19 protein-coding genes, 1 tRNA gene and 1 pseudogene are annotated in these 23064 nt (G+C 40.8%); 13 read left to right on the forward strand and 8 right to left on the reverse strand.

Annotation, left to right across the window (positions count from 1 at the left end; translation table 11 throughout):
* Window positions 1-163: 163 nt before the first annotated feature.
* The 7 genes from AT689_RS07680 (at window position 164) to ftsY (ending at window position 8586) form a co-directional block, all read left to right on the forward strand.
* Window positions 164-1150: a GMP reductase gene (locus AT689_RS07680; RefSeq protein ID WP_000931157.1), complete on the forward strand. Its 987-nt coding sequence runs from the start codon at window positions 164-166 to the stop codon at window positions 1148-1150.
* 63 nt (window positions 1151-1213) lie between these two features.
* Window positions 1214-1285 (forward strand) — tRNA-Arg (locus AT689_RS07685).
* A gap of 182 nt (window positions 1286-1467) precedes the next feature.
* A complete protein-coding gene (gene rnc / locus AT689_RS07690; RefSeq protein WP_000661496.1) occupies window positions 1468-2166 on the forward strand; it encodes a ribonuclease III in 699 nt (232 codons plus the stop codon).
* Window positions 2157-5696 (forward strand): chromosome segregation protein SMC, encoded by a 3540-nt coding sequence (smc, locus tag AT689_RS07695; RefSeq protein WP_000280937.1) that lies wholly within the window; start codon window positions 2157-2159, stop codon window positions 5694-5696. The genes rnc and smc overlap by 10 nt, the downstream gene beginning before the upstream one ends.
* On the forward strand, window positions 5693-6487 hold the full coding sequence (locus tag AT689_RS07700) for a Cof-type HAD-IIB family hydrolase (protein ID WP_000153045.1): 795 nt from the start codon (window positions 5693-5695) through the stop codon (window positions 6485-6487). Before smc ends, AT689_RS07700 begins: the two co-directional genes overlap by 4 nt.
* Window positions 6487-7305, forward strand: coding sequence for a Cof-type HAD-IIB family hydrolase (locus AT689_RS07705; RefSeq protein WP_000763440.1), 819 nt, complete (start codon window positions 6487-6489; stop codon window positions 7303-7305). The genes AT689_RS07700 and AT689_RS07705 overlap by 1 nt, the downstream gene beginning before the upstream one ends.
* Window positions 7306-7308: 3 nt before the next feature.
* Window positions 7309-8586, forward strand: coding sequence for a signal recognition particle-docking protein FtsY (gene ftsY / locus AT689_RS07710; protein WP_000522328.1), 1278 nt, complete (start codon window positions 7309-7311; stop codon window positions 8584-8586).
* A gap of 45 nt (window positions 8587-8631) precedes the next feature.
* Here ftsY and zwf read toward each other — a convergent pair whose 3' ends face one another.
* From zwf to AT689_RS07725, 3 genes are all read right to left on the reverse strand, one after another.
* Entirely contained in the window at window positions 8632-10119 is a 1488-nt protein-coding gene (gene zwf, locus AT689_RS07715) for a glucose-6-phosphate dehydrogenase (RefSeq protein WP_000096142.1), read from the reverse strand.
* Between the two features lie 148 nt (window positions 10120-10267).
* Window positions 10268-11008: an amino acid ABC transporter ATP-binding protein gene (locus AT689_RS07720; RefSeq protein ID WP_001096313.1), complete on the reverse strand. Its 741-nt coding sequence runs from the start codon at window positions 11006-11008 to the stop codon at window positions 10268-10270.
* Complete coding sequence (locus AT689_RS07725; protein WP_000726254.1) at window positions 11008-13173, reverse strand: ABC transporter substrate-binding protein/permease; 2166 nt, start codon at window positions 13171-13173, stop codon at window positions 11008-11010. Before AT689_RS07725 ends, AT689_RS07720 begins: the two co-directional genes overlap by 1 nt.
* A gap of 172 nt (window positions 13174-13345) precedes the next feature.
* Between AT689_RS07725 and AT689_RS07730 the strand changes: the two genes are divergently transcribed.
* The 5 genes and pseudogenes from AT689_RS07730 to AT689_RS07750 all read left to right on the forward strand — a co-directional run bounded on the left by AT689_RS07730 (window position 13346) and on the right by AT689_RS07750 (window position 17925).
* Window positions 13346-14299: a CPBP family intramembrane glutamic endopeptidase gene (locus AT689_RS07730; RefSeq protein WP_000792121.1), complete on the forward strand. Its 954-nt coding sequence runs from the start codon at window positions 13346-13348 to the stop codon at window positions 14297-14299.
* A 76-nt stretch (window positions 14300-14375) separates the two neighbouring features.
* Window positions 14376-16364 carry an excinuclease ABC subunit UvrB gene (gene uvrB, locus AT689_RS07735; RefSeq protein WP_000607040.1) on the forward strand — a complete coding sequence of 663 codons (1989 nt, stop codon included), beginning with the start codon at window positions 14376-14378 and terminating at the stop codon, window positions 16362-16364.
* Between the two features lie 9 nt (window positions 16365-16373).
* Window positions 16374-16930: pseudogene (locus tag AT689_RS07740) on the forward strand (GNAT family N-acetyltransferase).
* Window positions 16896-17384, forward strand: a complete 489-nt coding sequence (locus tag AT689_RS07745; RefSeq protein ID WP_000216018.1) for a GNAT family N-acetyltransferase — start codon at window positions 16896-16898, stop codon at window positions 17382-17384. Before AT689_RS07740 ends, AT689_RS07745 begins: the two are co-directional and overlap by 35 nt.
* Before the next feature lie 73 nt (window positions 17385-17457).
* Window positions 17458-17925, forward strand: a complete 468-nt coding sequence (locus AT689_RS07750; protein WP_000091534.1) for an 8-oxo-dGTP diphosphatase — start codon at window positions 17458-17460, stop codon at window positions 17923-17925.
* Here the strand turns inward: AT689_RS07750 and AT689_RS07755 are convergent.
* From AT689_RS07755 to coaB, 5 genes are all read right to left on the reverse strand, one after another.
* Window positions 17922-18437, reverse strand: coding sequence for a transcription repressor NadR (locus AT689_RS07755; protein WP_000159176.1), 516 nt, complete (start codon window positions 18435-18437; stop codon window positions 17922-17924). The two genes, AT689_RS07750 and AT689_RS07755, sit on opposite strands and share 4 nt — an antisense overlap.
* 11 nt (window positions 18438-18448) lie before the next feature.
* The gene (locus AT689_RS07760; protein ID WP_001097402.1) at window positions 18449-18976 is read right to left on the reverse strand and encodes an ECF transporter S component; all 528 of its coding nucleotides are present in this window, start codon (window positions 18974-18976) and stop codon (window positions 18449-18451) included.
* 337 nt (window positions 18977-19313) lie between these two features.
* Complete coding sequence (locus AT689_RS07765; RefSeq protein ID WP_000747408.1) at window positions 19314-19877, reverse strand: ECF transporter S component; 564 nt, start codon at window positions 19875-19877, stop codon at window positions 19314-19316.
* Window positions 19861-20412 carry a phosphopantothenoylcysteine decarboxylase gene (gene coaC / locus AT689_RS07770; RefSeq protein ID WP_001284130.1) on the reverse strand — a complete coding sequence of 184 codons (552 nt, stop codon included), beginning with the start codon at window positions 20410-20412 and terminating at the stop codon, window positions 19861-19863. The genes AT689_RS07765 and coaC overlap by 17 nt, the downstream gene beginning before the upstream one ends.
* A gap of 11 nt (window positions 20413-20423) precedes the next feature.
* Window positions 20424-21113 carry a phosphopantothenate--cysteine ligase gene (coaB, locus tag AT689_RS07775; RefSeq protein WP_000699503.1) on the reverse strand — a complete coding sequence of 230 codons (690 nt, stop codon included), beginning with the start codon at window positions 21111-21113 and terminating at the stop codon, window positions 20424-20426.
* A gap of 229 nt (window positions 21114-21342) precedes the next feature.
* Here coaB and AT689_RS07780 point away from each other — a divergent pair, with 229 nt between their 5' ends.
* Entirely contained in the window at window positions 21343-23013 is a 1671-nt protein-coding gene (locus tag AT689_RS07780; RefSeq protein WP_000845290.1) for a formate--tetrahydrofolate ligase, read from the forward strand.
* Window positions 23014-23064 lie beyond the last annotated feature (51 nt).

The following is a 23064-nucleotide window of genomic DNA, read 5'->3' on the forward strand; positions in this document are numbered from 1 at the left end:
TCTTTTATTTTTAACACAAGTAAAACCCGAACGATATATTTTAATTCATAAAATAATTTGACAAAAACTGTACTTTGGTTTATAATAAATTAAGGAAACGTCGGAAAAGGCGTAGTGATGCAAGAGCATAGGTAGGTCATTACAAAAGAAACGAGACATCGATATGTTAAATGAATTTCCAATTTTTGATTACGAAGATATTCAATTGATTCCAAATAAATGTGTCATTAAAAGCCGTGCAGAAGCGGATACAAGTGTCACTTTAGGAAATCACACCTTTAAACTACCTGTTGTGCCAGCGAATATGCAGACGATTTTGGATGAAAATGTAGCAGAGCAACTGGCTAAAGGTGGTTACTTCTACATTATGCACCGTTTTGATGAGGCAGGACGCATTCCTTTTATTAAACGAATGCACGATCAAGGGCTCATTGCTTCTATCTCTGTCGGTGTTAAGGATTATGAGTATGATTTCGTTAGACAGCTCAAGGCTGATGCTCCTGAGTATATCACTATTGATATTGCTCATGGTCATGCGGATAGCGTGATTTCTATGATTCAACACATCAAGAAAGAATTGCCAGATACCTTTGTCATTGCTGGAAATGTGGGAACACCAGAAGCTGTGCGTGAATTGGAAAATGCTGGTGCGGATGCTACTAAGGTCGGAATCGGTCCTGGTAAGGTTTGTATCACCAAGGTTAAGACTGGTTTTGGTACAGGTGGTTGGCAGTTGGCTGCTCTACGCTGGTGTGCCAAGGCTGCGCGTAAACCGATTATCGCTGATGGAGGAATTCGTACTCACGGTGATATTGCTAAGTCTATCCGCTTCGGTGCTAGCATGATCATGATTGGTTCCCTCTTTGCAGGACACATTGAAAGTCCAGGGAAAACGATTGAAGTCGATGGTGAACAGTTCAAAGAATATTATGGTTCAGCCTCACAATATCAAAAAGGTGCTTACAAAAATGTGGAAGGCAAACGTATCTTGCTTCCTGCTAAAGGTCATCTGCAAGACACTTTAACTGAGATGGAACAAGACCTTCAAAGTGCTATTTCTTATGCAGGTGGACGTCAGGTTGCTGACCTTAAACACGTTGATTATGTGATCGTGAAAAACTCCATCTGGAATGGGGATGCTTCCCACTAAGACGGGGTCTTTGACCAAAAAACTTGTTATTAGAGCAAATTTCTGTTATAATAAAACAAGTTTCCACCCTTAGTGTAATGGATATCACGTAAGATTCCGGTTCTTGAGATGGGGGTTCGATTCCCTCAGGGTGGATGTAAACATCCTAAAAAGCCTTTAATAGGGCTTTTTTCTTTATCCTGACCCAAATTTGCCGCTAAAACTGAGAATCTCTGTCTAAAGAATTCCCAAATGCTTTCCAGTCCCGTTTTAGAGTGACTCAGGGGGCTTTTTTTGATATAATAAAAAGGACTATTATCAGTTAGAAAGAGGTTGGTATGAAAGAATTACAAACTGTACTAAAGAATCATTTTGCAATCGAATTTGCAGACAAAAATTTACTGGAAACTGCCTTTACTCATACGAGTTATGCCAATGAGCACCGCCTCTTAAAAATTTCACACAATGAACGCTTGGAATTTTTAGGAGACGCTGTTCTACAGTTATTGATTTCAGAATATCTATATAAAAAATATCCTAAAAAGCCTGAAGGTGACCTATCAAAACTCCGTGCTATGATTGTCCGTGAGGAGAGTTTAGCTGGTTTTGCGCGTGATTGCCAGTTTAACCAGTTTATCAAGTTGGGTAAAGGGGAAGAAAAATCAGGTGGTCGCAATCGTGACACCATTCTTGGTGATGCCTTTGAAGCCTTTCTTGGTGCCCTTCTTTTGGATAAGGATGTGGCCAAGGTCAAGGAATTTATCTATCAAGTCATCATTCCTAAGGTTGAAGCAGGCGAGTTTGAGATGATTACAGACTATAAAACCCATCTCCAAGAGTTGCTTCAGGTCAATGGTGATGTGGCTATTCGTTATCAGGTGATTTCTGAAACAGGGCCTGCTCATGATAAGGTCTTTGATGTAGAAGTTCTTGTTGAAGGTAAGAGCATCGGTCAAGGCCAAGGTCGTTCTAAGAAATTAGCAGAGCAGGAAGCTGCCAAAAATGCCGTTGAGAAGGGGCTGGATTCATGTATTTAAAGGAAATCGAAATTCAGGGGTTCAAGTCTTTTGCTGATAAGACCAAGGTCGTTTTTGACCAAGGTGTGACGGCAGTTGTTGGACCCAATGGATCTGGAAAGTCCAATATTACAGAAAGTCTGCGTTGGGCTTTGGGGGAGTCTAGTGTCAAGAGTCTCCGTGGGGGCAAGATGCCGGATGTCATCTTTGCTGGAACCGAAAGTCGCAAACCGCTCAATTATGCTTCTGTAGTTGTGACTCTGGATAATCATGACGGATTTATCAAGGATGCAGGTCAAGAAATCAGGGTGGAACGCCATATCTATCGTAGTGGAGATAGCGAATACAAGATTGACGGCAAGAAAGTCCGTCTGCGTGATATTCATGACCTCTTCTTGGATACTGGATTGGGACGAGATTCCTTCTCTATTATTTCCCAAGGGAAGGTTGAGGAGATTTTTAATTCCAAGCCTGAGGAACGACGAGCTATTTTTGAAGAAGCTGCTGGAGTTTTAAAATACAAGACTCGCAGAAAAGAAACCGAGAGTAAACTGCAGCAAACTCAGGATAATCTGGACCGCTTAGAGGACATTATCTACGAGTTGGATAATCAAATCAAGCCTCTTGAAAAGCAAGCTGAGAATGCCCGTAAGTTTTTAGACTTGGAAGGACAACGTAAGGCTATTTATTTAGATGTTCTGGTTGCTCAAATCAAGGAAAATAAGGCTGAACTAGAGTCGACAGAAGAAGAGTTGGCTCAGGTTCAAGAACTCTTGATGAGTTATTACCAAAAGCGTGAAAAATTAGAAGAAGAAAATCAAACTCTTAAAAAGCAACGCCAAGATTTACAGGCTGAAATGGCCAAAGACCAAGGCAGTTTGATGGATTTGACCAGTCTGATTAGTGATTTAGAGAGAAAATTAGCCCTATCGAAATTAGAATCTGAGCAAGTAGCCCTGAATCAACAGGAAGCACAAGCTCGTTTGGCTGTTTTGGAGGACAAGAGAAATTCACTCAGCCAAGAAAAATCTGATAAAGAAAGCTCTTTAGTACTTTTAGAGGAAAATCTAGTCCAAAATAATCAAAAACTCAATCGTTTAGAAGCTGAATTGCTAGCTTTTTCAGATGATCCTGATCAGATGATTGAGCTTTTGCGTGAACGCTTTGTGGCGCTTTTACAAGAAGAAGCGGATGTCTCAAACCAACTGACCCGCATCGAGAATGAGTTGGAAAATAGTCGTCAGCTTTCTCAAAAACAAGCAGATCAACTAGAAAAGCTGAAAGAGCAATTAGCTACAGCTAAAGAGAAGGCTAGTCAGCAAAAAGACGAGCTTGAAACTGCCAAGGTGCAGGTTCAGAAATTATTGGCTGACTATCAAGCTATTGCCAAGGAGCAAGAGGAGCAAAAAACTTCCTATCAAGCTCAACAAAGTCAACTCTTTGACCGTCTGGATAGTCTTAAAAACAAGCAGGCTAGAGCTCAAAGTTTGGAAAACATCCTTAGAAATCACAGTAACTTTTATGCAGGTGTAAAGAGTGTTCTCCAAGAAAAAGACCGCCTTGGTGGGATTATTGGTGCTGTTAGTGAGCATTTGACCTTTGATGTGCATTATCAAACTGCCTTAGAGATTGCACTTGGAGCCAGCAGTCAGCATATCATCGTAGAAGATGAAGAGTCGGCAACCAAGGCGATTGATTTCCTCAAACGAAATAGAGCTGGTCGTGCAACCTTCCTTCCGTTGACGACTATCAAGGCGCGTACGATTTCTAGTCAGAACCAAGATGTTATCGCTGCAAGTGCGGGATTTCTAGGCATGGCAGATGAGTTGGTGACATTCGATACGAGACTGGAAGCTATTTTCAAGAACTTGCTAGCTACGACAGCGATTTTTGATACCGTTGAGCATGCGCGTGCAGCAGCGCGCAAAGTTCGTTATCAGGTTCGTATGGTGACTTTGGACGGTACAGAGTTGCGCACAGGTGGTTCTTACGCAGGTGGAGCCAATCGTCAGAATAACAGTATTTTCATCAAGCCAGAACTGGAGCAATTACAAAAAGAAATTGCTGAAGAAGAAGCAAGTTTGCGTTCAGATGAAGTGAGTTTGAAGAACTTGCAAGATGAGCTAGCTAGATTGACAGAAAGATTAGAAGCCATCAAATCTCAGGGAGAGCAGGCTCGTATTCAGGAGCAAGGCTTGTCCCTCGCCTATCAGCAGACCAGTCAGCAAGTTGAAGAGCTAGAAACTCTTTGGAAACTCCAAGAAGAGGAATTAAATCGTCTTTCTGAGGGAGAATGGCAAGCGGATAAGGAAAAATGCCAAGAGCGCCTTACTACAATCACTAGTGAAAAGAATAATCTGGAAGCTGAGATTGAAGAGATTAAGTCTAATAAAAACGCCATCCAAGAACGTTATCAAAACTTGCAGGAAGAGCTAGCTCAAGCTCGTCTACTTAAGACAGAACTGCAAGGGCAAAAACGTTATGAAGTGACTGATATTGAACGCTTAGGTAAGGAACTAGATAATCTTGATATTGAGCAAGAAGAAATTCAGCGCCTTCTTCAAGAAAAGGTTGACAATCTTGAGAAGGTTGATACAGAATTGCTCAGTCAACAGGCGGAAGAATCCAAAACTCAGAAAACGAACCTCCAACAAGGTTTGATTCGCAAACAGTTTGAGTTGGATGATATAGAAGGTCAGCTGGATGATATTGCTAGTCATTTGGATCAGGCTCGCCAGCAGAATGAGGAGTGGATTCGCAAGCAAACACGTGCTGAAGCCAAGAAAGAAAAGGTCAGCGAGCGCTTGCGCCATCTACAAAGTCAATTAACAGACCAGTACCAGATTAGCTATACTGAAGCACTAGAAAAAGCGCATGAGTTGGACAATCTCAATCTGGCAGAGCAAGAGGTGCAGGATTTAGAGAAGGCTATTCGCTCACTGGGTCCTGTCAACTTGGATGCTATTGACCAGTACGAAGAAGTTCACAGCCGTCTGGATTTCCTCAATAGCCAGCGAGATGACATTTTGTCAGCGAAAAATCTGCTTCTTGAGACTATTACAGAGATGAATGATGAGGTCAAGGAACGCTTTAAATCAACCTTTGAAGCTATCCGTGAGTCCTTTAAAGTGACCTTCAAGCAGATGTTTGGCGGAGGTCAAGCGGACCTGATTTTGACTGAGGGAGACTTGCTGACAGCTGGTGTGGAGATTTCTGTTCAACCTCCAGGTAAGAAAATCCAGTCCCTTAATCTCATGAGTGGTGGTGAAAAAGCTCTATCGGCTCTTGCCTTGCTCTTCTCCATTATTCGTGTCAAGACTATTCCATTTGTTATCTTGGATGAGGTGGAAGCTGCGCTGGATGAAGCCAATGTTAAACGTTTTGGGGATTACCTCAACCGCTTTGACAAGGACAGCCAGTTTATCGTCGTAACCCACCGTAAGGGAACCATGGCAGCGGCTGATTCCATCTATGGAGTGACCATGCAAGAATCGGGTGTTTCAAAGATTGTTTCAGTTAAGTTAAAAGATTTAGAAAGTATTGAAGGATGACAATTAAATTAGTAGCAACGGATATGGACGGAACCTTCCTAGATGGGAATGGGCGCTTTGATATGGAGCGCCTCAAGTCTCTTTTGACTTCCTACAAGGAAAAAGGGATTTACTTTGCGGTGGCTTCGGGGCGCGGATTTCTGTCTCTAGAAAAATTATTTGCTGATGTTCGTAATGATATTATTTTCATTGCGGAAAATGGCAGTTTGGTCGAATATCAAGGTCAGGACTTGTATGAAGCGACCATGTCTCGTGACTTTTATCTAGCAACTTTTGAAAAGTTACAAACTTCACCTTATGTAGATATCAATAAACTGCTCTTGACGGGGAAAAAAGGATCTTATGTGCTAGATACGGTTGATGAGACCTATTTGAAAGTGAGTCAGCACTATAATGAAAATATCCAAAAAGTAGCGAGTCTGGAAGATATTACAGATGACATTTTCAAATTTACAACCAACTTCACAGAAGAAACGCTGGAAGCTGGGGAAGCTTGGGTTAATGAACATGTCCCTGGTGTTAAGGCCATGACAACTGGCTTTGAGTCCATTGATATTGTTCTGGACTATGTCGATAAGGGAGTGGCCATTGTTGAATTAGCTAAAAAACTTGGTATCACAATGGATCAGGTTATGGCTTTTGGAGACAATCTAAATGACTTGCATATGATGCAGGTTGTGGGGCATCCTGTGGCTCCTGAAAATGCACGATCTGAAATTTTAGAATTAGCAGAGACAGTGATTGGTCACCATAAGGACCAGTCGGTTATAGCTTATATGGAGGGCTTATAATGGCAGATATAAAATTGATTGCATTGGACTTGGACGGGACCTTGCTGACTACTGATAAAAGGCTGACGGATCGCACCAAGGCAACCTTGAAAGCTGCGCGTGATCGTGGTATCAAGGTCGTATTGACAACTGGTCGTCCCCTAAAAGCCATGGATTTCTTTCTCCATGAGCTAGGGACTGACGGCCACGAAGATGAGTATACCATTACTTTTAATGGTGGTTTGGTTCAGAAAAATACAGGTGAAATCCTTGATAAGACAGTCTTTTCATATGATGATGTAGCACGCTTGTATGAAGAAACAGAGAAATTATCACTGCCTCTTGATGCCATCTCAGAAGGAACAGTTTATCAAATCCAATCGGACCAAGAAAGTCTTTATGCCAAATTTAATCCAGCCTTGACCTTTGTTCCAGTGGACTTTGAAGACTTATCTAGTCAAATGACCTACAACAAATGCGTGACCGCCTTTGCTCAAGAATCCTTGGATGCAGCCATTCAGAAGATTTCTCCAGAATTGTTTGACCAATATGAAATCTTTAAATCACGTGAAATGTTGCTAGAATGGTCACCAAAGAATGTTCATAAAGCAACAGGTTTGGCAAAACTAATCAGCCATCTTGGAATCGACCAAAGCCAAGTGATGGCTTGTGGTGACGAGGCCAATGACCTCTCTATGATTGAATGGGCAGGTCTTGGTGTTGCTATGCAAAACGCTGTTCCTGAAGTAAAGGCAGCCGCAAATGTAGTGACGCCGATGACCAACGATGAGGAAGCTGTCGCCTGGGCTATCGAAGAATATGTGCTAAAGGAGAACTAAGATATGGGATTGTTTGACCGTCTATTCGGAAAAAAAGAAGAACCTAAAATCGAAGAAGTTGTAAAAGAAGCTCTGGAAAATCTTGATTTGTCTGAAGATGTTGATCCTACCTTCACAGAAGTTGAGGAAGTTTCTCAGGAAGAAGCAGAGGTTGAAATTGTTGAACAAGCTGTGTTCCAAGAAGAGGAAATCCAAGACACAGTTGAAGAAAGTCTGGATTTAGAGCCAGTTGTAGAAGTTTCTCAAAAAGAAGTCGAAGAATTTCCACACTCAGAAGAAGGGAATACTGAGTTTCTAGAGACTGTAGAAGAAAATAATTCTGAAATTCTTGAAGCAGAAAGGCCTCAAACAGAAGAAACTGTTCAGGAAAAATATGACCGCAGTCTTAAGAAAACTCGCACAGGTTTCGGTGCCCGCTTGAATGCCTTCTTTGCTAACTTCCGCTCTGTTGACGAAGAATTTTTCGAGGAACTGGAAGAACTGCTGATTATGAGTGATGTTGGTGTCCAAGTCGCTTCTAACTTAACGGAGGAACTACGTTACGAAGCCAAGCTTGAAAATGCCAAGAAACCTGATGCACTTCGTCGTGTCATCATTGAGAAATTGGTTGAGCTTTATGAAAAGGATGGTAGCTACGATGAAAGCATCCACTTCCAAGATAACTTGACAGTTATGCTCTTTGTTGGTGTGAATGGTGTTGGGAAAACAACTTCTATCGGAAAACTAGCCCACCGCTACAAACAAACTGGTAAGAAGGTCATGCTGGTTGCAGCAGATACCTTCCGTGCGGGTGCAGTAGCTCAGCTAGCTGAATGGGGCCGACGAGTAGATGTTCCAGTAGTAACTGGACCTGAAAAAGCTGATCCAGCCAGCGTGGTCTTTGATGGTATGGAACGTGCCGTGGCTGAAGGTATCGATATTCTCATGATTGATACTGCTGGTCGTCTGCAAAATAAGGATAACCTTATGGCTGAGTTGGAAAAGATTGGTCGTATTATCAAACGTGTTGTGCCAGAAGCACCACATGAAACCTTCTTGGCACTTGATGCATCAACAGGTCAAAATGCCCTAGTACAGGCCAAAGAATTTTCGAAAATCACACCTTTAACGGGAATTGTTTTGACTAAGATTGATGGAACTGCTCGAGGAGGTGTGGTTCTAGCCATTCGTGAAGAACTCAATATTCCTGTAAAATTGATTGGTTTTGGTGAAAAAATCTATGATATTGGAGAGTTTAACTCAGAAAACTTTATGAAAGGTCTCTTGGAAGGTTTAATCTAATCAGAAGCAAAAATCCTGCAAGGCATAAACTTGCAGGAAATTTTTTTATTCTAAGCGACCATCTTGACGATAGGCGATATCTGGTTGCCAAGTCCATTTGGCACCGAATTTTTCAAGTAGGTCAAAGCTGGCTTGAGGTCCCATGCTTCCAGCTTTATAGTCATGAAGTGGGGCACCATTTTCAGCCCAGAGCTTTTCAATACGATCAATCAACTTCCATGACGCACCAACTTCATCCCAGTGGCTAAAGTTGGTTGAGTTGTTATTTAGGACATCATAAATCAATTTCTCGTATGGTTCTGGAGAAGCACCAGTTGCAGTCGCGTCTGTACGATAATCAAGTGAGTTAGGAGCCAAGTTAAATTCTTCTCCTACTTGCTTCCCATTTAGGCTAAGAGAGAAGCCTTCTGTTGGTTGAATATAGATGGTCAAAATATTTGGAGCAAGTGGTTCTCCAAAGATAGAATACATTTGTTTAAAGACGATGTTGACATGAGTTCCTTTTTCAGTCAGTCGTTTACCTGTACGGAAAAAGAAAGGAACACCACGGAATCGATCGCTGTCTACAAAGAAGGCACCAGATGTAAAGGTTTCAGTTGTTGATTCTGGATTCACATTTGGTTCGCTACGATAAGAGATGTATTTCATGCCATCAATCTTACCAGAGCGGTATTGCCCACGGATAAAGTGTTCTTTGAGTTCTTCATCAGTTGGATGATAGAGGTTTTTAAAGACCTTAATCTTTTCAGCACGAATCTCGTCTTTTGTGAAGCTTGCTGGTTTGTCCATGGCGAGGAGCGAAAGAAGTTGTAGAGTGTGGTTTTGGACCATGTCACGGAGGGCACCGGATTGGTCATAGTAGCCACCACGTTCTTCTACACCCAAGCGCTCCGCAAAGGTAATTTGAACATTGTCGATAAAATCCTTGTTCCAAACGTTTTCAAAAATCAAGTTTGCAAAGCGAACTGCAAAGATGCTTTGGATCATTTCCTTACCAAGATAATGGTCGATACGGAAAATTTGTTCTTCGTCAAATGTTGCTAGGAGTTCGTCATTCAACTTGCTTGCAGTTGCGTAATCTGTACCAAATGGTTTTTCAACGATCAAGCGCTCAAAACCTTTGCCATCGACAATGTTTTCAGATTTGAGGTGTTTGGCAATGGTTCCAAAGAACTGAGGTGCCATAGACAAGAAGAAGAGCTTATTGTGTTCAGCTTGGTATTTTTCATTAAGCTCAGCTTGTAATTGACGCAAAGCAATATAATGTTCCGAATCATTGACATCATGGCTTTGATAGTAGAAGTGGCTAGCAAATTCTTGGGCTTGCTCGGTACTATCTGCCAAATCAAGGATGGACTCGACAACTACAGATTCAAAATATTCCTTACTCCAAGGTCTACGGGCAGTTCCAATAACGGCAAAGTGCTTGGAAAGATTGCCGGATTTATATAGTCTAAAAAGGGAAGGGTAGAGCTTGCGTTTAGCCAGGTCTCCACTCGCACCGAAAATTGTAACAATAACCTTAGATGACATCTAGCTACCTAATTTCTATTTTTATTCCTAGTCTTGCTAGGTATGAGGAAACCTCATTTCATAAACTTAATTCTAACATAATTTTCCGAAAAATCAAAAATTCCAATACGAGGTAGAAAAACTGCAAGGAAATCCTTACAGTTTGAGTTTAGACGTTTAAGACCTTATCTAAGAACTCTTTCAGACGAGGGTGTTGTGGGTTATCAAAGATTTGGTCAGGTGTTCCGTCTTCAAGGAACTCGCCATCTGCAGTAAAGATAACGCGGTTGGCAACCTGACGAGCAAATCCCATCTCATGGGTTACGATAATCATGGTCATGCCTTGCTCAGCCAATTCCTTCATAACGTTAAGTACGTCTCCAACCATCTCAGGGTCAAGGGCAGAAGTTGGTTCATCGAAGAGCATGATGTCTGGATTCATTGCTAGGCCACGAGCGATGGCCACACGTTGTTTTTGACCACCTGATAGGCTATCTGGATTGGCATTAGCTTTATCTGCTAGTCCAACCTTTTCAAGCAACTCCATTCCCAATTCCTCAGCTTCTTCCTTAGTCATCAACTTGTGCTCAATAGGAGCAAAGGTGATGTTGTCCAATACAGACATATGAGGGAAGAGGTTGAAGTGTTGGAATACCATGCCGATATTTTCACGGACGTGGTCAACATTGGTTGTTTTTTCAGTTAAATCATAGCCGTTCACAGTGATGTGACCGCTAGTGACTTCTTCTAAAAGATTGAGGCTACGGAGGAAAGTTGACTTACCAGAACCTGAAGGACCGATGATACAAACAACATCTCCTTCATAGAACTTAGTCGTAATTCCTTTTAGGACTTCATTTTTTCCATAGTGCTTGTGTAAATCATTTACATCAATTTTTAATTTTGCCATTAACGAATCCTCTTTTCTAAGCGTTTCGCTAGTCTAGTCAAAAGTGTGATAATTACAAGATAGAAGATAGCAAGGATTGCATACATCTTGAAACTTTGGTAGTTACGAGCAATGATAATCTTACCAGTTTGGAAGAGTTCAACCAAACCGATTGCAGATACGATAGTTGTATCTTTAAGAGCGATAACGAATTGGTTGACAAAGTTTGGCAACATCAATTTAGTTGCTTGTGGCAAGATAATCTTACGCATGGTTTTTCCATAAGAGATACCCAAGCTTCGGCTGGCTTCCATTTGGCCAACTGGAACGGCCTGAATACCACCACGAACGATTTCAGCGATATAAGCAGCCGCATTGAGTGAGAGGGCAATTGTTCCAGCTACAAAGTCGTTAATTGGGCTTTGTTGGCCTGTGATAGACTCGATGAAGTTTGGAATTCCCCAGAAGATGAAGGCTGCAAGAATCATCAATGGAATACCACGAATAACGTCAACGAAAATCTCAGAGATGACGCGAAGAGATTTGTATGGGCTAACGCTAAACATACCGAAGATAATTCCGATGACAATGGCAATAGCAAATGAGATAAGAGCTAGAGCAAGAGTGATACCAAGACCGCTAAGGAGTTGTTTGTAGTTGTTTTGAAGCAAGCCCCAGAGCGTTGTTTCGTCAACAGTACTTGTTGAAGCAGTTGAAGATTCGCTAGCTAGGTATTTGTCAAGAATCTTTTGGAATTCACCGTTTGCTTTAAGGTTTGCAAGTCCGTTGTTGAACATTTCAATCAGTTCTGGATTTGCTCCTTTTTTAACGGCAAAGGCTGTTTCACCGATTGGAGTTCCAGAGATTGGAGTTTTCAATTTTTGACCTTGGCTGATAGAATATTTGAGAACAGGTTCATCATCCATAACGGCATCAATGGCACCAGTGTTTAAACTGTCATACATTGAAGAACCATCAGCAAAGGTTTTGATTTTGTAACCGTATTTGCTTTGATTTTCTGTTAGGAAGGTTTGAGAAGCAGTTCCGTTTTTAACACCGACTGTCTTTCCTTTTAGATCTTCATAAGAAGCAATATTGCTTGATTCTTTGACACCAAGAATGGTATTAGCAGTGTAGTATGATTCTGAGAAGTCAAAAGTTGCCTTACGAGCATCTGTGACAGACATACCAGCAATGATACCATCGGCTTGACCAGCTGGGACAGCACTGATAGCAGCATCAAAACCAGGGTTGGTGATTTCAATTTCAAAACCTTGGTCTTTAGCGATTGCCTTAATCAATTCCATATCAATACCAGTGTATTGGTTGCTTGAATTTTGGAAAACAAAAGGTGCAAAAGAAGAATCGCTGGCAATGATATATTTAGCCTTAACAGGAATAGCTTTTAATCCTGCGAGAGTGGTTGTAGTTGGCACTGCTGAAGATGATGAAGCAGTCCATTTCTTGATAATTTTATCAAGACTACCATCTTTTTTCATTTCAGCCAAGGCTTGGTTAAATTCAGTAACCAGGTGCTCGTATTTACTTCCTTTTTTCACACCGAAAGCAAAACTTCCTACAGCTTCACCATCCATTTCAATATGGAGGTCTTGACCTTGGTTAATGGCATATTCGATAACAGGTTTGTCATCCATCATGGCATCGATGGCACCAGCACTCAAGCTGTTGTTCATTAAATCACCAGTGTCAAATGTTTTAATAGTAAAGCCGTATTTATCTTTGATTGTTTCAAGGAAACGTTGAGCGGCGGTTCCGTTTTTAACACCAACGGTTTTGCCAGTTAATTGGTCGTACTTGCTAATTTTGTGTGACTTTGTAGTAGCAATGACAACTTTTGTATCATAGTAAGTATCAGACATGGTGAAGACTTTTTCACGTTCTTTAGTCTTTGTCATCCCTGCCATGATAGCGTCGGCTTGCCCAGCTTGAACCGCATTGACTGCTGCGTCAAATCCAGGATAGGACATCTGAATGTTCCAGCCTTTAATCTCAGCGACTTTGTTAATAATGTCAACATCAATTCCTTTATAAGTTTGATCTGAATCTTTAAACTCAAAAGGTGCATAGGCGGTATCAGAAACAATCTTAATCGTTTCTGCTTTGGCAATACCTAATGAGAAAATTGGGAATAAAATTAGCAAAAATGCTAGAAATTTTTTCTTCATTTTTAGTCTCCTTTTCCGAATATTCTCTCATTATATCAGAAAAAGTAAAAAAAGGCAAATTGTTATATTTTTCGTGTCAGAAAATATAACATTGATTTTTCCTTTTCTTTCTTGAATTGCTATTAAAAAGTGCTATAATAATAGTATATATAGAAGAAAAGAGGACGGGGATATGAAGAACAAAAGAATATTTAAAGACTTCCAAGCTTCAAAAATGAGTTTAAACATTTACACAAGCCCCTTGTTAGCCTTTGTTTTTGTCTTCATAGGAGAGTTTGTGGCTTTTACTTTGTATGGTATTGGCTTGTTAGCTCTCATCGGACTTGCTAGAAATTTTGGAGAGGCTGGTCAAAATCTTGCAACCTACTTGCAGACCTTGCATCAGAGCTTGACGGATAAAACAAGTGACTTTCGTTTAATTTTAGGATTACTGGCCTTTGGTTTTATTCTTAACACTGTGTTCAGATGGACAAGAAAAGTTGAGAAAAGACCTATTCGAACCTTGGGATTTTATAGAGAGAATTTCCTCAGCAATCTTCTGAAAGGATTTAGTCTAGGCTTGGCACTTTTTCTTCTGACCTTGTTAGGTTTAGTGGTCTTAGGTCAATATCGTTTGGAATCCATTCACTTGAATCCTTATTCTCTTGCCTTTGTCGTCTTTACTATCCCATTTTGGATTTTACAGGGGACAGCAGAAGAAGTGGTGGCCCGTGCTTGGCTACTTCCTCAATTGGCCTCAAGAACCAATCTAAAACTAGCTATTCTTATATCTAGCCTGTTCTTTACCCTGCTTCATATGGGCAATTCTGGCCTCACCCCTCTATCTCTAGTAAATCTCTTTTTATTCGGAGTTGCCATGGCTCTTTACCTTCTCAAAACTGATACAGTTTGGGGTGTTGCAGGTATTCATGGTGCTTGGAATTTTGCTCAGGGTAATCTCTTTGGGATTTTAGTTAGTGGTCAACCGTCAGGAACGTCTCTGATGACCTTTTTACCACAAGGCAATCAAGATTGGCTATCAGGTGGTTCTTTTGGCATAGAAGGTTCCATTATGACAAGTCTGGTATTACTACTGCTGATTGTCTATCTTGCTAATAAATTAAAGAAAGAAAATGAAAGGATGTGACTTCGGTCCATCCTTTTCTTCGTGAAAATACTATAAGTATGCTAAAATAGGAATAGCACATGGAGAGAGGATTCTTATGATCAATCACATTACAGATAATCAATTTAAACTAGTATCAAAATATCAACCATCAGGAGATCAACCCCAAGCTATCGAGCAGTTGGTGGATAACATTGAGGGGGGAGAAAAAGCTCAGATTCTGATGGGGGCGACTGGAACAGGGAAGACGTATACTATGAGTCAGGTCATTTCTAAAGTCAATAAACCAACTCTGGTTATTGCCCACAATAAAACTCTGGCTGGTCAGCTCTATGGGGAGTTTAAGGAATTTTTCCCTGAAAATGCAGTTGAGTATTTCGTATCCTACTATGATTATTACCAGCCAGAGGCCTATGTCCCTTCTAGCGATACCTATATTGAGAAGGATAGTTCTGTCAATGACGAGATTGACAAGCTTCGCCACTCAGCTACCTCAGCCCTTTTGGAGCGTAATGATGTTATTGTCGTGGCCTCAGTCTCTTGTATCTATGGTTTGGGTTCGCCCAAGGAATACGCTGATAGTGTCGTTAGTCTCCGTCCTGGTCTAGAGATTTCTCGTGATAAACTCTTGAATAACTTGGTCGATATTCAGTTTGAACGCAATGATATTGATTTCCAACGCGGAAGATTTCGCGTTCGTGGGGATGTGGTAGAGATTTTCCCAGCTTCCCGAGATGAACATGCCTTTCGAGTAGAATTTTTTGGAGACGAAATTGACCGTATTCGTGAAGTTGAGGCTCTGACAGGTCAGGTGTTGGGAGAAGTGGATCATTTAGCGATTTTCCCAGCGACACACTTTGTGACCAATGACGACCACATGGAAGTTGCCATTGCAAAGATTCAGGCCGAGTTGGAAGAACAATTAGCTGTCTTTGAAAAGGAAGGTAAACTGCTTGAAGCCCAGCGTTTGAAACAGCGGACAGAGTATGATATCGAAATGTTGCGTGAGATGGGCTATACCAATGGGGTTGAAAATTATTCTCGCCACATGGATGGACGGAGCGAAGGAGAGCCTCCTTATACGCTTCTCGACTTCTTCCCAGATGATTTCTTGATTATGATTGACGAGAGTCATATGACCATAGGGCAAATCAAGGGCATGTACAATGGAGACCGTTCGCGTAAAGAAATGCTGGTTAATTATGGTTTCCGTTTGCCGTCTGCTTTGGACAATCGTCCTCTCCGTCGGGAGGAGTTTGAGAGTCACGTTCATCAGATTGTTTACGTTTCAGCGACACCTGGTGACTATGAAAATGAACAGACCGAGACAGTGATTGAGCAAATCATTCGTCCAACGGGACTCTTGGATCCAGAGGTGGAAGTCCGTCCGACTATGGGACAGATTGATGACCTCTTGGGTGAAATCAATGCCCGCGTTGAAAAAAATGAGCGTACCTTTATCACAACTTTGACCAAGAAAATGGCAGAGGATTTGACCGACTACTTCAAGGAAATGGGTATCAAGGTCAAGTACATGCACTCGGATATCAAGACTTTGGAACGGACGGAGATTATCCGTGACCTGCGCTTGGGTGTCTTTGATGTCTTGGTCGGAATTAACCTGCTCCGTGAAGGAATTGACGTTCCTGAAGTGAGCCTCGTAGCTATTCTCGATGCTGACAAGGAAGGTTTCCTTCGCAACGAACGTGGACTCATCCAGACTATTGGACGTGCTGCTCGTAACAGTGAAGGCCATGTCATCATGTATGCAGACACGGTTACCCAGTCTATGCAACGTGCTATCGATGAAACTGCCCGCCGTCGGAAAATTCAGATGGCCTATAATGAAGAGCATGGTATCGTACCACAGACAATCAAGAAAGAAATCCGTGACCTGATTGCCGTGACCAAGGCAGTTGCTAAGGAAGAGGACAAGGAAGTCGACATCAATAGCCTCAACAAACAAGAGCGCAAAGAACTCGTCAAGAAACTAGAAAAACAAATGCAAGAAGCCGTCGAAGTGCTTGACTTTGAACTGGCGGCTCAGATCCGTGATATGATGTTGGAAGTCAAGGCCTTGGATTAGGGGAATAGTATGATTTATTTAAGAAAGTTAAAGAGAGAAGATTTGATGTCTTTATGGGAAATGGCTTATTCACAACTTAATCCAGTTTGGAAACAGTATGATGCTCCCTATTATGATGATTATCAGTATTTTTCAAATTTTAAAGAATTCGAACTACAAAAATCAGAATCCATTTTAAGCAACTCAAATCGCCTTGGTATTTTTGTTGATGATAAACTAGTTGGGACTGTTTCGCGTTATTGGGTATGTAAACAAACAAGATGGATGGAATTGGTATTTATGATAAAAAATTCTGGAACACTGGTATTGGGAAAGTTGCTATGTTGCAGTGGATAGATAGGACGTTTCAGGATTACTTGGAGTTGGAGCATCTGGTTTTGACAACTTGGTCAGGAAATCTTGGTATGATGAAACTTGCTGAAAAATTAAGAATGAAAAAAGAAGCTCATATTCCAAAAGTTCGTTATTATCAAGGTAAATATTTTGATAGTATTAAATATGGTATTTTGAGAGAAGACTGGGAGAAAATAAATGACGGTTATTATCAAATCAATGGAAACTCCTGAAGAGATAGAAGGCAAATCCCTCGTTCACTGGCAAACGTGGAGAGAGTCTTATGATGACCTTTTGCCTGCGGAATTTCAGGATACAATGACATTAGAAAGATGTCGATTCTTTAGTCAAAAGTATCCAGAAAATACATTGATTGCGATGGATGGCGTGAAGGTGGTTGGTTTTATCAGTTATGGCAATTTTCGTGATGAGACTATTCAAGCTGGTGAAATTATTGCTTTATATGTTTTAAAAGACTATTATGGAAAAGGTATCGCACAAAAGTTAATGAAAGCAGCTTTGACTGCTCTTAATCATTTTTCTGAAATTTTCTTATGGGTATTGAAAGATAACAAGCGCGCCATTGCTTTCTATCAAAAAATGGGTTTTACTTTTGATGGACAAGAAAAAATACTTGAACTTGGAAAGCCTATAAAGGAAAAACGAATGGTGTTCTATTCTAAATAATTTTAAAAAAGTAAAAGATAATATCTCTGGTAGTAAGTCTGAAAATTTAATAAATTAGAAAGCGAGTAAATTTATGTCCCGTTCCCAATTAACAATTTTAACAAATATCTGTCTGATTGAAGACCTCGAAACTCAGCGCGTGGTGATGCAGTATCGCGCCCCTGAAAACAATCGCTGGTCTGGTTATGCCTTTCCTGGAGGTCATGTAGAAAATGATGAGGCTTTTGCGGAGTCTGTCATTCGTGAAATCTACGAAGAAACAGGGTTGACTATCCAAAATCCTCAACTTGTCGGCATTAAAAATTGGCCACTAGATACAGGTGGGCGCTATATTGTCATTTGTTATAAGGCGACTGAGTTCTCTGGTACCCTTCAATCTTCAGAAGAGGGAGAAGTTTCTTGGGTGCAAAAAGACCAGATTCCAAACTTAAATCTGGCCTATGATATGCTACCATTGATGGAAATGATGGAAGCTCCCGACAAGTCAGAGTTTTTCTATCCTCGCCGTACAGAAGACGATTGGGAAAAGAAAATCTTCTAGTCTTTTACTAAATAACCTAGCTGATCCAAGGCCTCCTCGATATAGTGGAGGTCTTGTTGTGTTTCGGCTTCGACTAGGTGGTAATGGATGCCATCTGTCAATTCAGATAGAGGTCTAAAGTCAGAATGCTCGACTTGTTCTAGAAAATGTTGCACATCTCTGCGACAAGACAGTTTAAGCAAGGTTTCAATTTCTCCATAAACGGGATGGTCAATCAAGGTATTCTGGACATGCCCACCATTATCGACAATAGCAAGGAGTTCCTGACCGATTTCTTCAACTTCATGTTTCACTTTGAAAAGTTTGTGAACATAAGGATTGGTATCAATTTGCTTATAGATGTAGCCACGATTGGTGGATAGGATAGGAGCGCCATCGGCTCTCAAAATTGCAATGTCCTGCACAATGACCTGACGTGTGACATGAAAATGTTCCGCCAAACTTTGGCCATTAAGGGCTTTAGGAGCTTCTTTCAAGAGTTGGAGCAGGGCTTGTTTGCGATCTTTTGTCATAGCTTTTCCTTTTAACGGCGTTTTCGAAGCACTTTATAGACAGCTAGTGCTAATGTATAGTCTACCATACTATGGATAATTGTGCCAAATCCAACTAGTACAAATAGAACATAGAACATGTTTTCTACATTGGTACCCGAAGTTGCGTAAAAAAGGACACAGGCTAATACTTCAGCAAGGGCATGAACAACAGCCAAAACAAAATTGAAAACCCAGGAAGATTTTGGTTTATCTAGGGTATCGGGGAATTTTTGTAGGTAAAGAGCTCCTAAAGCACCAAAAGATATATGGGAAAAAGCCCGAAAAACGATAACCATGGGATAGCCAGCCATCAAAAATCCAAAACTAGAGGCTAGGATGACAAAAACTGCCATCAAGGGCGACAAGAACATGGCTATAAAAATAGCGATGTGGCTCCCCAAAGTATAGGAAGCAGGTGGAATGACAATCTTGAAAGGCATAACAATTGGAATCAAAATCGCAATAGCCGTTAAAAGGGCTGTCATTGTCATAAATTGTGTCTTTTTCCGTGTATTCACAAGAATCTCCTTTTTAACTGCATATACACTAGTATGGTACAATAAACCAGACAATAAAGCAAGAATTTACTTGGGTTTATAGATCATTTTTTAGTTAAAAGTTATAGTAGATTGAAACTAGAATAGTCCACCTCTAATTCTAAAACATTGTTAGAAATCGATTTGGCTGTCCTGATCGATTTGTCCTGTTCGATTTGTCCTGTTCGATTTGTCCTGTTCGATTTGTCCTGTTCGATTTGTCCTGTTCTTATTTCGTTTTACTATAGTAAAGATTTCATTAAAAAGAAACTGTATAGAGCAAAATCTCCACCTTCAGGTTTGAAAGCGGAGATTGTTTTTATTTTTTCAAGGTTTGTAGTCGTGGAACAATGGCTAGGGTTAGAATTGCAGAAATGACCAATTCAGCAATTGAATTTGTTGAGATAACGGTTGCCAGAAGAAGTTGGATATTTCCATTATAAACATTTCCAAATAGGAAGAAGATTCCTCCAAGGACAAAGATAGTATTTGTCAAGGAACCAAGGGCCCCAGCTAAAATCAGACCAGTCTTGTTTTTCATCAGTTTATAGACTAAGTAAGGAGTTAAACCAATCAAAATACGTGGGACAATGGCAATGATAGCTGAGTAGATGTTTCCGTTTGGTACGAAGGGAGAGAAGAGGTAGCTTGTCGGTAGAATCGTAATCGTGTTAACCGTCAAGCTAAGTAATCCCATCAAAAATCCAAGTGTAACCCCAACTCGTGGACCATAAATAATGCTGGCAATAATGACAGGAATATGAACAATGGTCGGTTTGATTGGAAATGGAAAAAGGTTAAAGATAAGTGAGCTCAGAAAGTGTATCACGAGCATGGTAGCAAAAAAGATAGCAATGGGTGCAATATTAGAGCGTTTTTTCATCGATAGTTTCCTTTATTCTTTCTAAAATAATTGTGAGGTCAGCTAAAGCTCCTCGTCCGTGGTCTCCACAAGCTAGTAGGGATTCCTTAGGAGCAATCAGCTGATAGCCGTAGGTTTCTAATGTTTTCAGATTATTCTGAGTTACTGGATGGTCATACATTTTTGTATTCATAGCAGGAGTTATTAGTTTGGGAATATGACTTGGTAGGGCTAGAGCTGTACTGGTTACCATGTTGTCCGCAAATCCGTGAGCTAGTTTTGCAATAGTGTTAGCAGTTGCAGGTACCACGATAAATAAATCTGCTTTTTTTCCAAGTTCGATATGATTGACCTGATCAGGATAGGGTTCCTTCATGACATCCAAGTGGACAGGATTCTGTGAGAGTACCTGTAGTGTCAAAGGTTGGATAAACTCTGTAGCAGCCTGAGTCATTAAGACAGTGACTTGATGGCCTTGTTTTTTTAGAGAACTGACTAAATCTGCCGACTTATAAGAGGCGATTGAACCCGTTACAGCCAAGAGAATGTTTGCCATAGTTTTCCTTTCTAAGAATGATAGGCTTGAATTTTTTCAAGGAGGAGTTCTGCAATTTCTTCTTTAGTCTGGACTGTTTGAAGCTGATTTTTCTCAACAAATATAGCTCGGTGCTGATCTGTTGAAATTTGAGTCAGGTCATTCGCGATGATTAAATCTGCTTGATTCTTGATAAGACTTTTTCGTGCAATGTCAACCAGATGATCTTCGGTAACATCAACCAGCAGTTTGAAACCAATCAGATGAATAGTAGGATTCCATTCCTTGACTAGGGATATGATTTTGGGTGTCTTTTTAAGGAACAAAACCTGAACCTCATCAGTTGAAGAAATCTTGGCCTGATGATTTTGCTTGCTTAAAAATTCTTTTAGATTGGAGCTAGCCTGAACTTCCTCAAGCCCTGTCATATAAACAGGAGTGTAGTCAGAAACAGCCATTGAGTGGATCAAGACCTGATAATCCTGAACACGTTCTTGCATTTCTATTAGAAGGTCCTTGGTATTGGTAATTTCTCGAATACTTAGGTTAGGATGAGGCTCTGGCTTCAGAGCTCGTTTTGTCGTAATTAAACAAACTTCATACCCTGCAGAAAGCAAAGTCTCTGTGATAATTTTCCCCAAGTGACCTGTAGAATGGTTAGTGATAGAGCGGACGCTATCGATAGCTTCACTGGTACCGCCCGATGTAACTAAAATTTTCATAGCACTATTGTACACAAAAATAAGCGGTAAGTAAAATGAAAGTGATAAATTTTTGGTAAAAACGAAGATTTATTATAGTTTCAAACTATAAAGCCATATAAAATTTAAGAAAGGACTCTAAAAGTCTTAAAAACAGAGATATTTACGAACGTTTAGAGAGTTTTAGGATGTTAAAAATCTTGTTTTGTGATATAATGAATTATCATATAAGAGGTTAGAGGAATTTTGAATGAAAACAGATATTGAAATCGCACAGAGTATTGAGTTGAAGCCAATTGTTGATGTTGTAGAGAAACTTGGTATTTCTTATGACGATTTGGAGTTGTACGGAAAGTACAAGGCTAAACTCAGCTTTGATAAAATTCGTGCAGTTGAGAGCAATCCAGTCGGTAAATTGATCTTGGTTACTGCCATCAACCCAACACCTGCAGGTGAAGGAAAGTCGACGCTTACCATTGGTCTTGCGGATGCCTTGAACAAGATTGGCAAGAAAACCATGATTGCTATCCGCGAACCGTCTCTTGGTCCAGTCATGGGGATCAAGGGTGGTGCTGCTGGTGGTGGGTATGCACAAGTTCTGCCAATGGAAGACATCAACCTCCACTTTACTGGAGATATGCATGCTATTACAACTGCCAACAATGCCCTTTCTGCCTTGATTGACAACCACTTGCACCAAGGGAATGAGCTGGGAATTGATCAACGTCGTATCCTCTGGAAACGCGTTGTGGACTTGAACGACCGTGCGCTCCGCCATGTGACTGTTGGTCTTGGTGGTCCTCTAAACGGTATTCCACGTGAGGACGGTTTTGATATTACAGTTGCTTCAGAAATCATGGCAATTCTTTGCTTGGCAACGGACATCGAGGACTTGAAACGTCGTTTGGCGAATATCGTTATTGGTTATCGCTATGACCGTACGCCTGTTTCTGTAGGTGATTTGCAGGTTGAGGGTGCCTTGGCTTTGATTTTGAAGGATGCTATTAAGCCAAACTTGGTTCAGACAATTTACGGTACACCTGCCTTTGTACACGGTGGTCCATTTGCCAATATCGCTCATGGCTGTAACTCTGTTTTGGCGACGACAACAGCCCTTCACTTGGCTGATTACACTGTTACTGAAGCTGGTTTTGGTGCGGATCTTGGTGCTGAGAAATTCCTTGATATCAAGACACCAAACTTGCCAACATCTCCAGATGCAGTTGTTATTGTCGCAACCCTTCGTGCCCTTAAGATGAATGGTGGTGTGGCTAAAGACGCTCTGACTGAAGAAAATGTAGAGGCAGTTCGTGCAGGTTTTGCTAACTTGAAACGCCACGTTGAAAATATCCGTAAGTTCGGTATTCCAGCAGTTGTAGCTATTAACGAATTTGTATCTGATACAGAAGCTGAAATTGCAGTCTTAAAAGAACTCTGTGCCTCAATCGATGTACCAGTTGAATTGGCTAGTGTCTGGGCTGATGGAGCAGAAGGTGGAGTAGCACTTGCCGAAACAGTTGTTAAGACAATTGCTGAAAATCCAGCTAACTATAAACGTTTGTACGATAATGACCTTTCTGTCCAAGAAAAGATTGAAAAAATTGTCACTGAAATCTATCGTGGTAGCAAAGTGAACTTTGAGAAGAAAGCTCAAACACAAATTGCTCAAATCGTTCAAAACGGTTGGGACAAATTGCCAATTTGTATGGCTAAAACTCAATACAGTTTCTCAGACAATCCAAATGCGCTTGGAGCACCAGAAAACTTTGAAATTACCATTCGTGAATTGGTACCAAAATTAGGTGCAGGCTTCATCGTTGCCTTAACTGGTGATGTTATGACCATGCCAGGTCTTCCAAAACGTCCAGCAGCTCTCAACATGGATGTTGAAAGCGATGGAACTGTGCTAGGCTTGTTCTAGTGGATTGAAATTGACTTTAAGTGAGTTTGGAAATAATATCCAAGCTCATTT

The organism is Streptococcus pneumoniae (assembly GCF_001457635.1).
Taxonomy (GTDB): Bacteria; Bacillota; Bacilli; order Lactobacillales; family Streptococcaceae; genus Streptococcus; species Streptococcus pneumoniae.

Coding starts and splice junctions, on each gene's coding strand:
- AT689_RS07750 (WP_000091534.1), top strand. CDS start 17,458: ATGTCCCGTTCCCAATTAACAATTTTAACAAATATCTGTCTGATTGAA.
- uvrB (WP_000607040.1), top strand. CDS start 14,376: ATGATCAATCACATTACAGATAATCAATTTAAACTAGTATCAAAATAT.
- rnc (WP_000661496.1), top strand. CDS start 1,468: ATGAAAGAATTACAAACTGTACTAAAGAATCATTTTGCAATCGAATTT.
- AT689_RS07755 (WP_000159176.1), bottom strand. CDS start 18,437: ATGACAAAAGATCGCAAACAAGCCCTGCTCCAACTCTTGAAAGAAGCT.
- coaB (WP_000699503.1), bottom strand. CDS start 21,113: ATGAAAATTTTAGTTACATCGGGCGGTACCAGTGAAGCTATCGATAGC.
- smc (WP_000280937.1), top strand. CDS start 2,157: ATGTATTTAAAGGAAATCGAAATTCAGGGGTTCAAGTCTTTTGCTGAT.
- coaC (WP_001284130.1), bottom strand. CDS start 20,412: ATGGCAAACATTCTCTTGGCTGTAACGGGTTCAATCGCCTCTTATAAG.
- AT689_RS07705 (WP_000763440.1), top strand. CDS start 6,487: ATGGCAGATATAAAATTGATTGCATTGGACTTGGACGGGACCTTGCTG.
- AT689_RS07700 (WP_000153045.1), top strand. CDS start 5,693: ATGACAATTAAATTAGTAGCAACGGATATGGACGGAACCTTCCTAGAT.
- AT689_RS07780 (WP_000845290.1), top strand. CDS start 21,343: ATGAAAACAGATATTGAAATCGCACAGAGTATTGAGTTGAAGCCAATT.
- AT689_RS07745 (WP_000216018.1), top strand. CDS start 16,896: ATGACGGTTATTATCAAATCAATGGAAACTCCTGAAGAGATAGAAGGC.
- AT689_RS07680 (WP_000931157.1), top strand. CDS start 164: ATGTTAAATGAATTTCCAATTTTTGATTACGAAGATATTCAATTGATT.
- zwf (WP_000096142.1), bottom strand. CDS start 10,119: ATGTCATCTAAGGTTATTGTTACAATTTTCGGTGCGAGTGGAGACCTG.
- AT689_RS07730 (WP_000792121.1), top strand. CDS start 13,346: ATGAAGAACAAAAGAATATTTAAAGACTTCCAAGCTTCAAAAATGAGT.
- AT689_RS07765 (WP_000747408.1), bottom strand. CDS start 19,877: ATGAAAAAACGCTCTAATATTGCACCCATTGCTATCTTTTTTGCTACC.
- AT689_RS07720 (WP_001096313.1), bottom strand. CDS start 11,008: ATGGCAAAATTAAAAATTGATGTAAATGATTTACACAAGCACTATGGA.
- ftsY (WP_000522328.1), top strand. CDS start 7,309: ATGGGATTGTTTGACCGTCTATTCGGAAAAAAAGAAGAACCTAAAATC.
- AT689_RS07725 (WP_000726254.1), bottom strand. CDS start 13,173: ATGAAGAAAAAATTTCTAGCATTTTTGCTAATTTTATTCCCAATTTTC.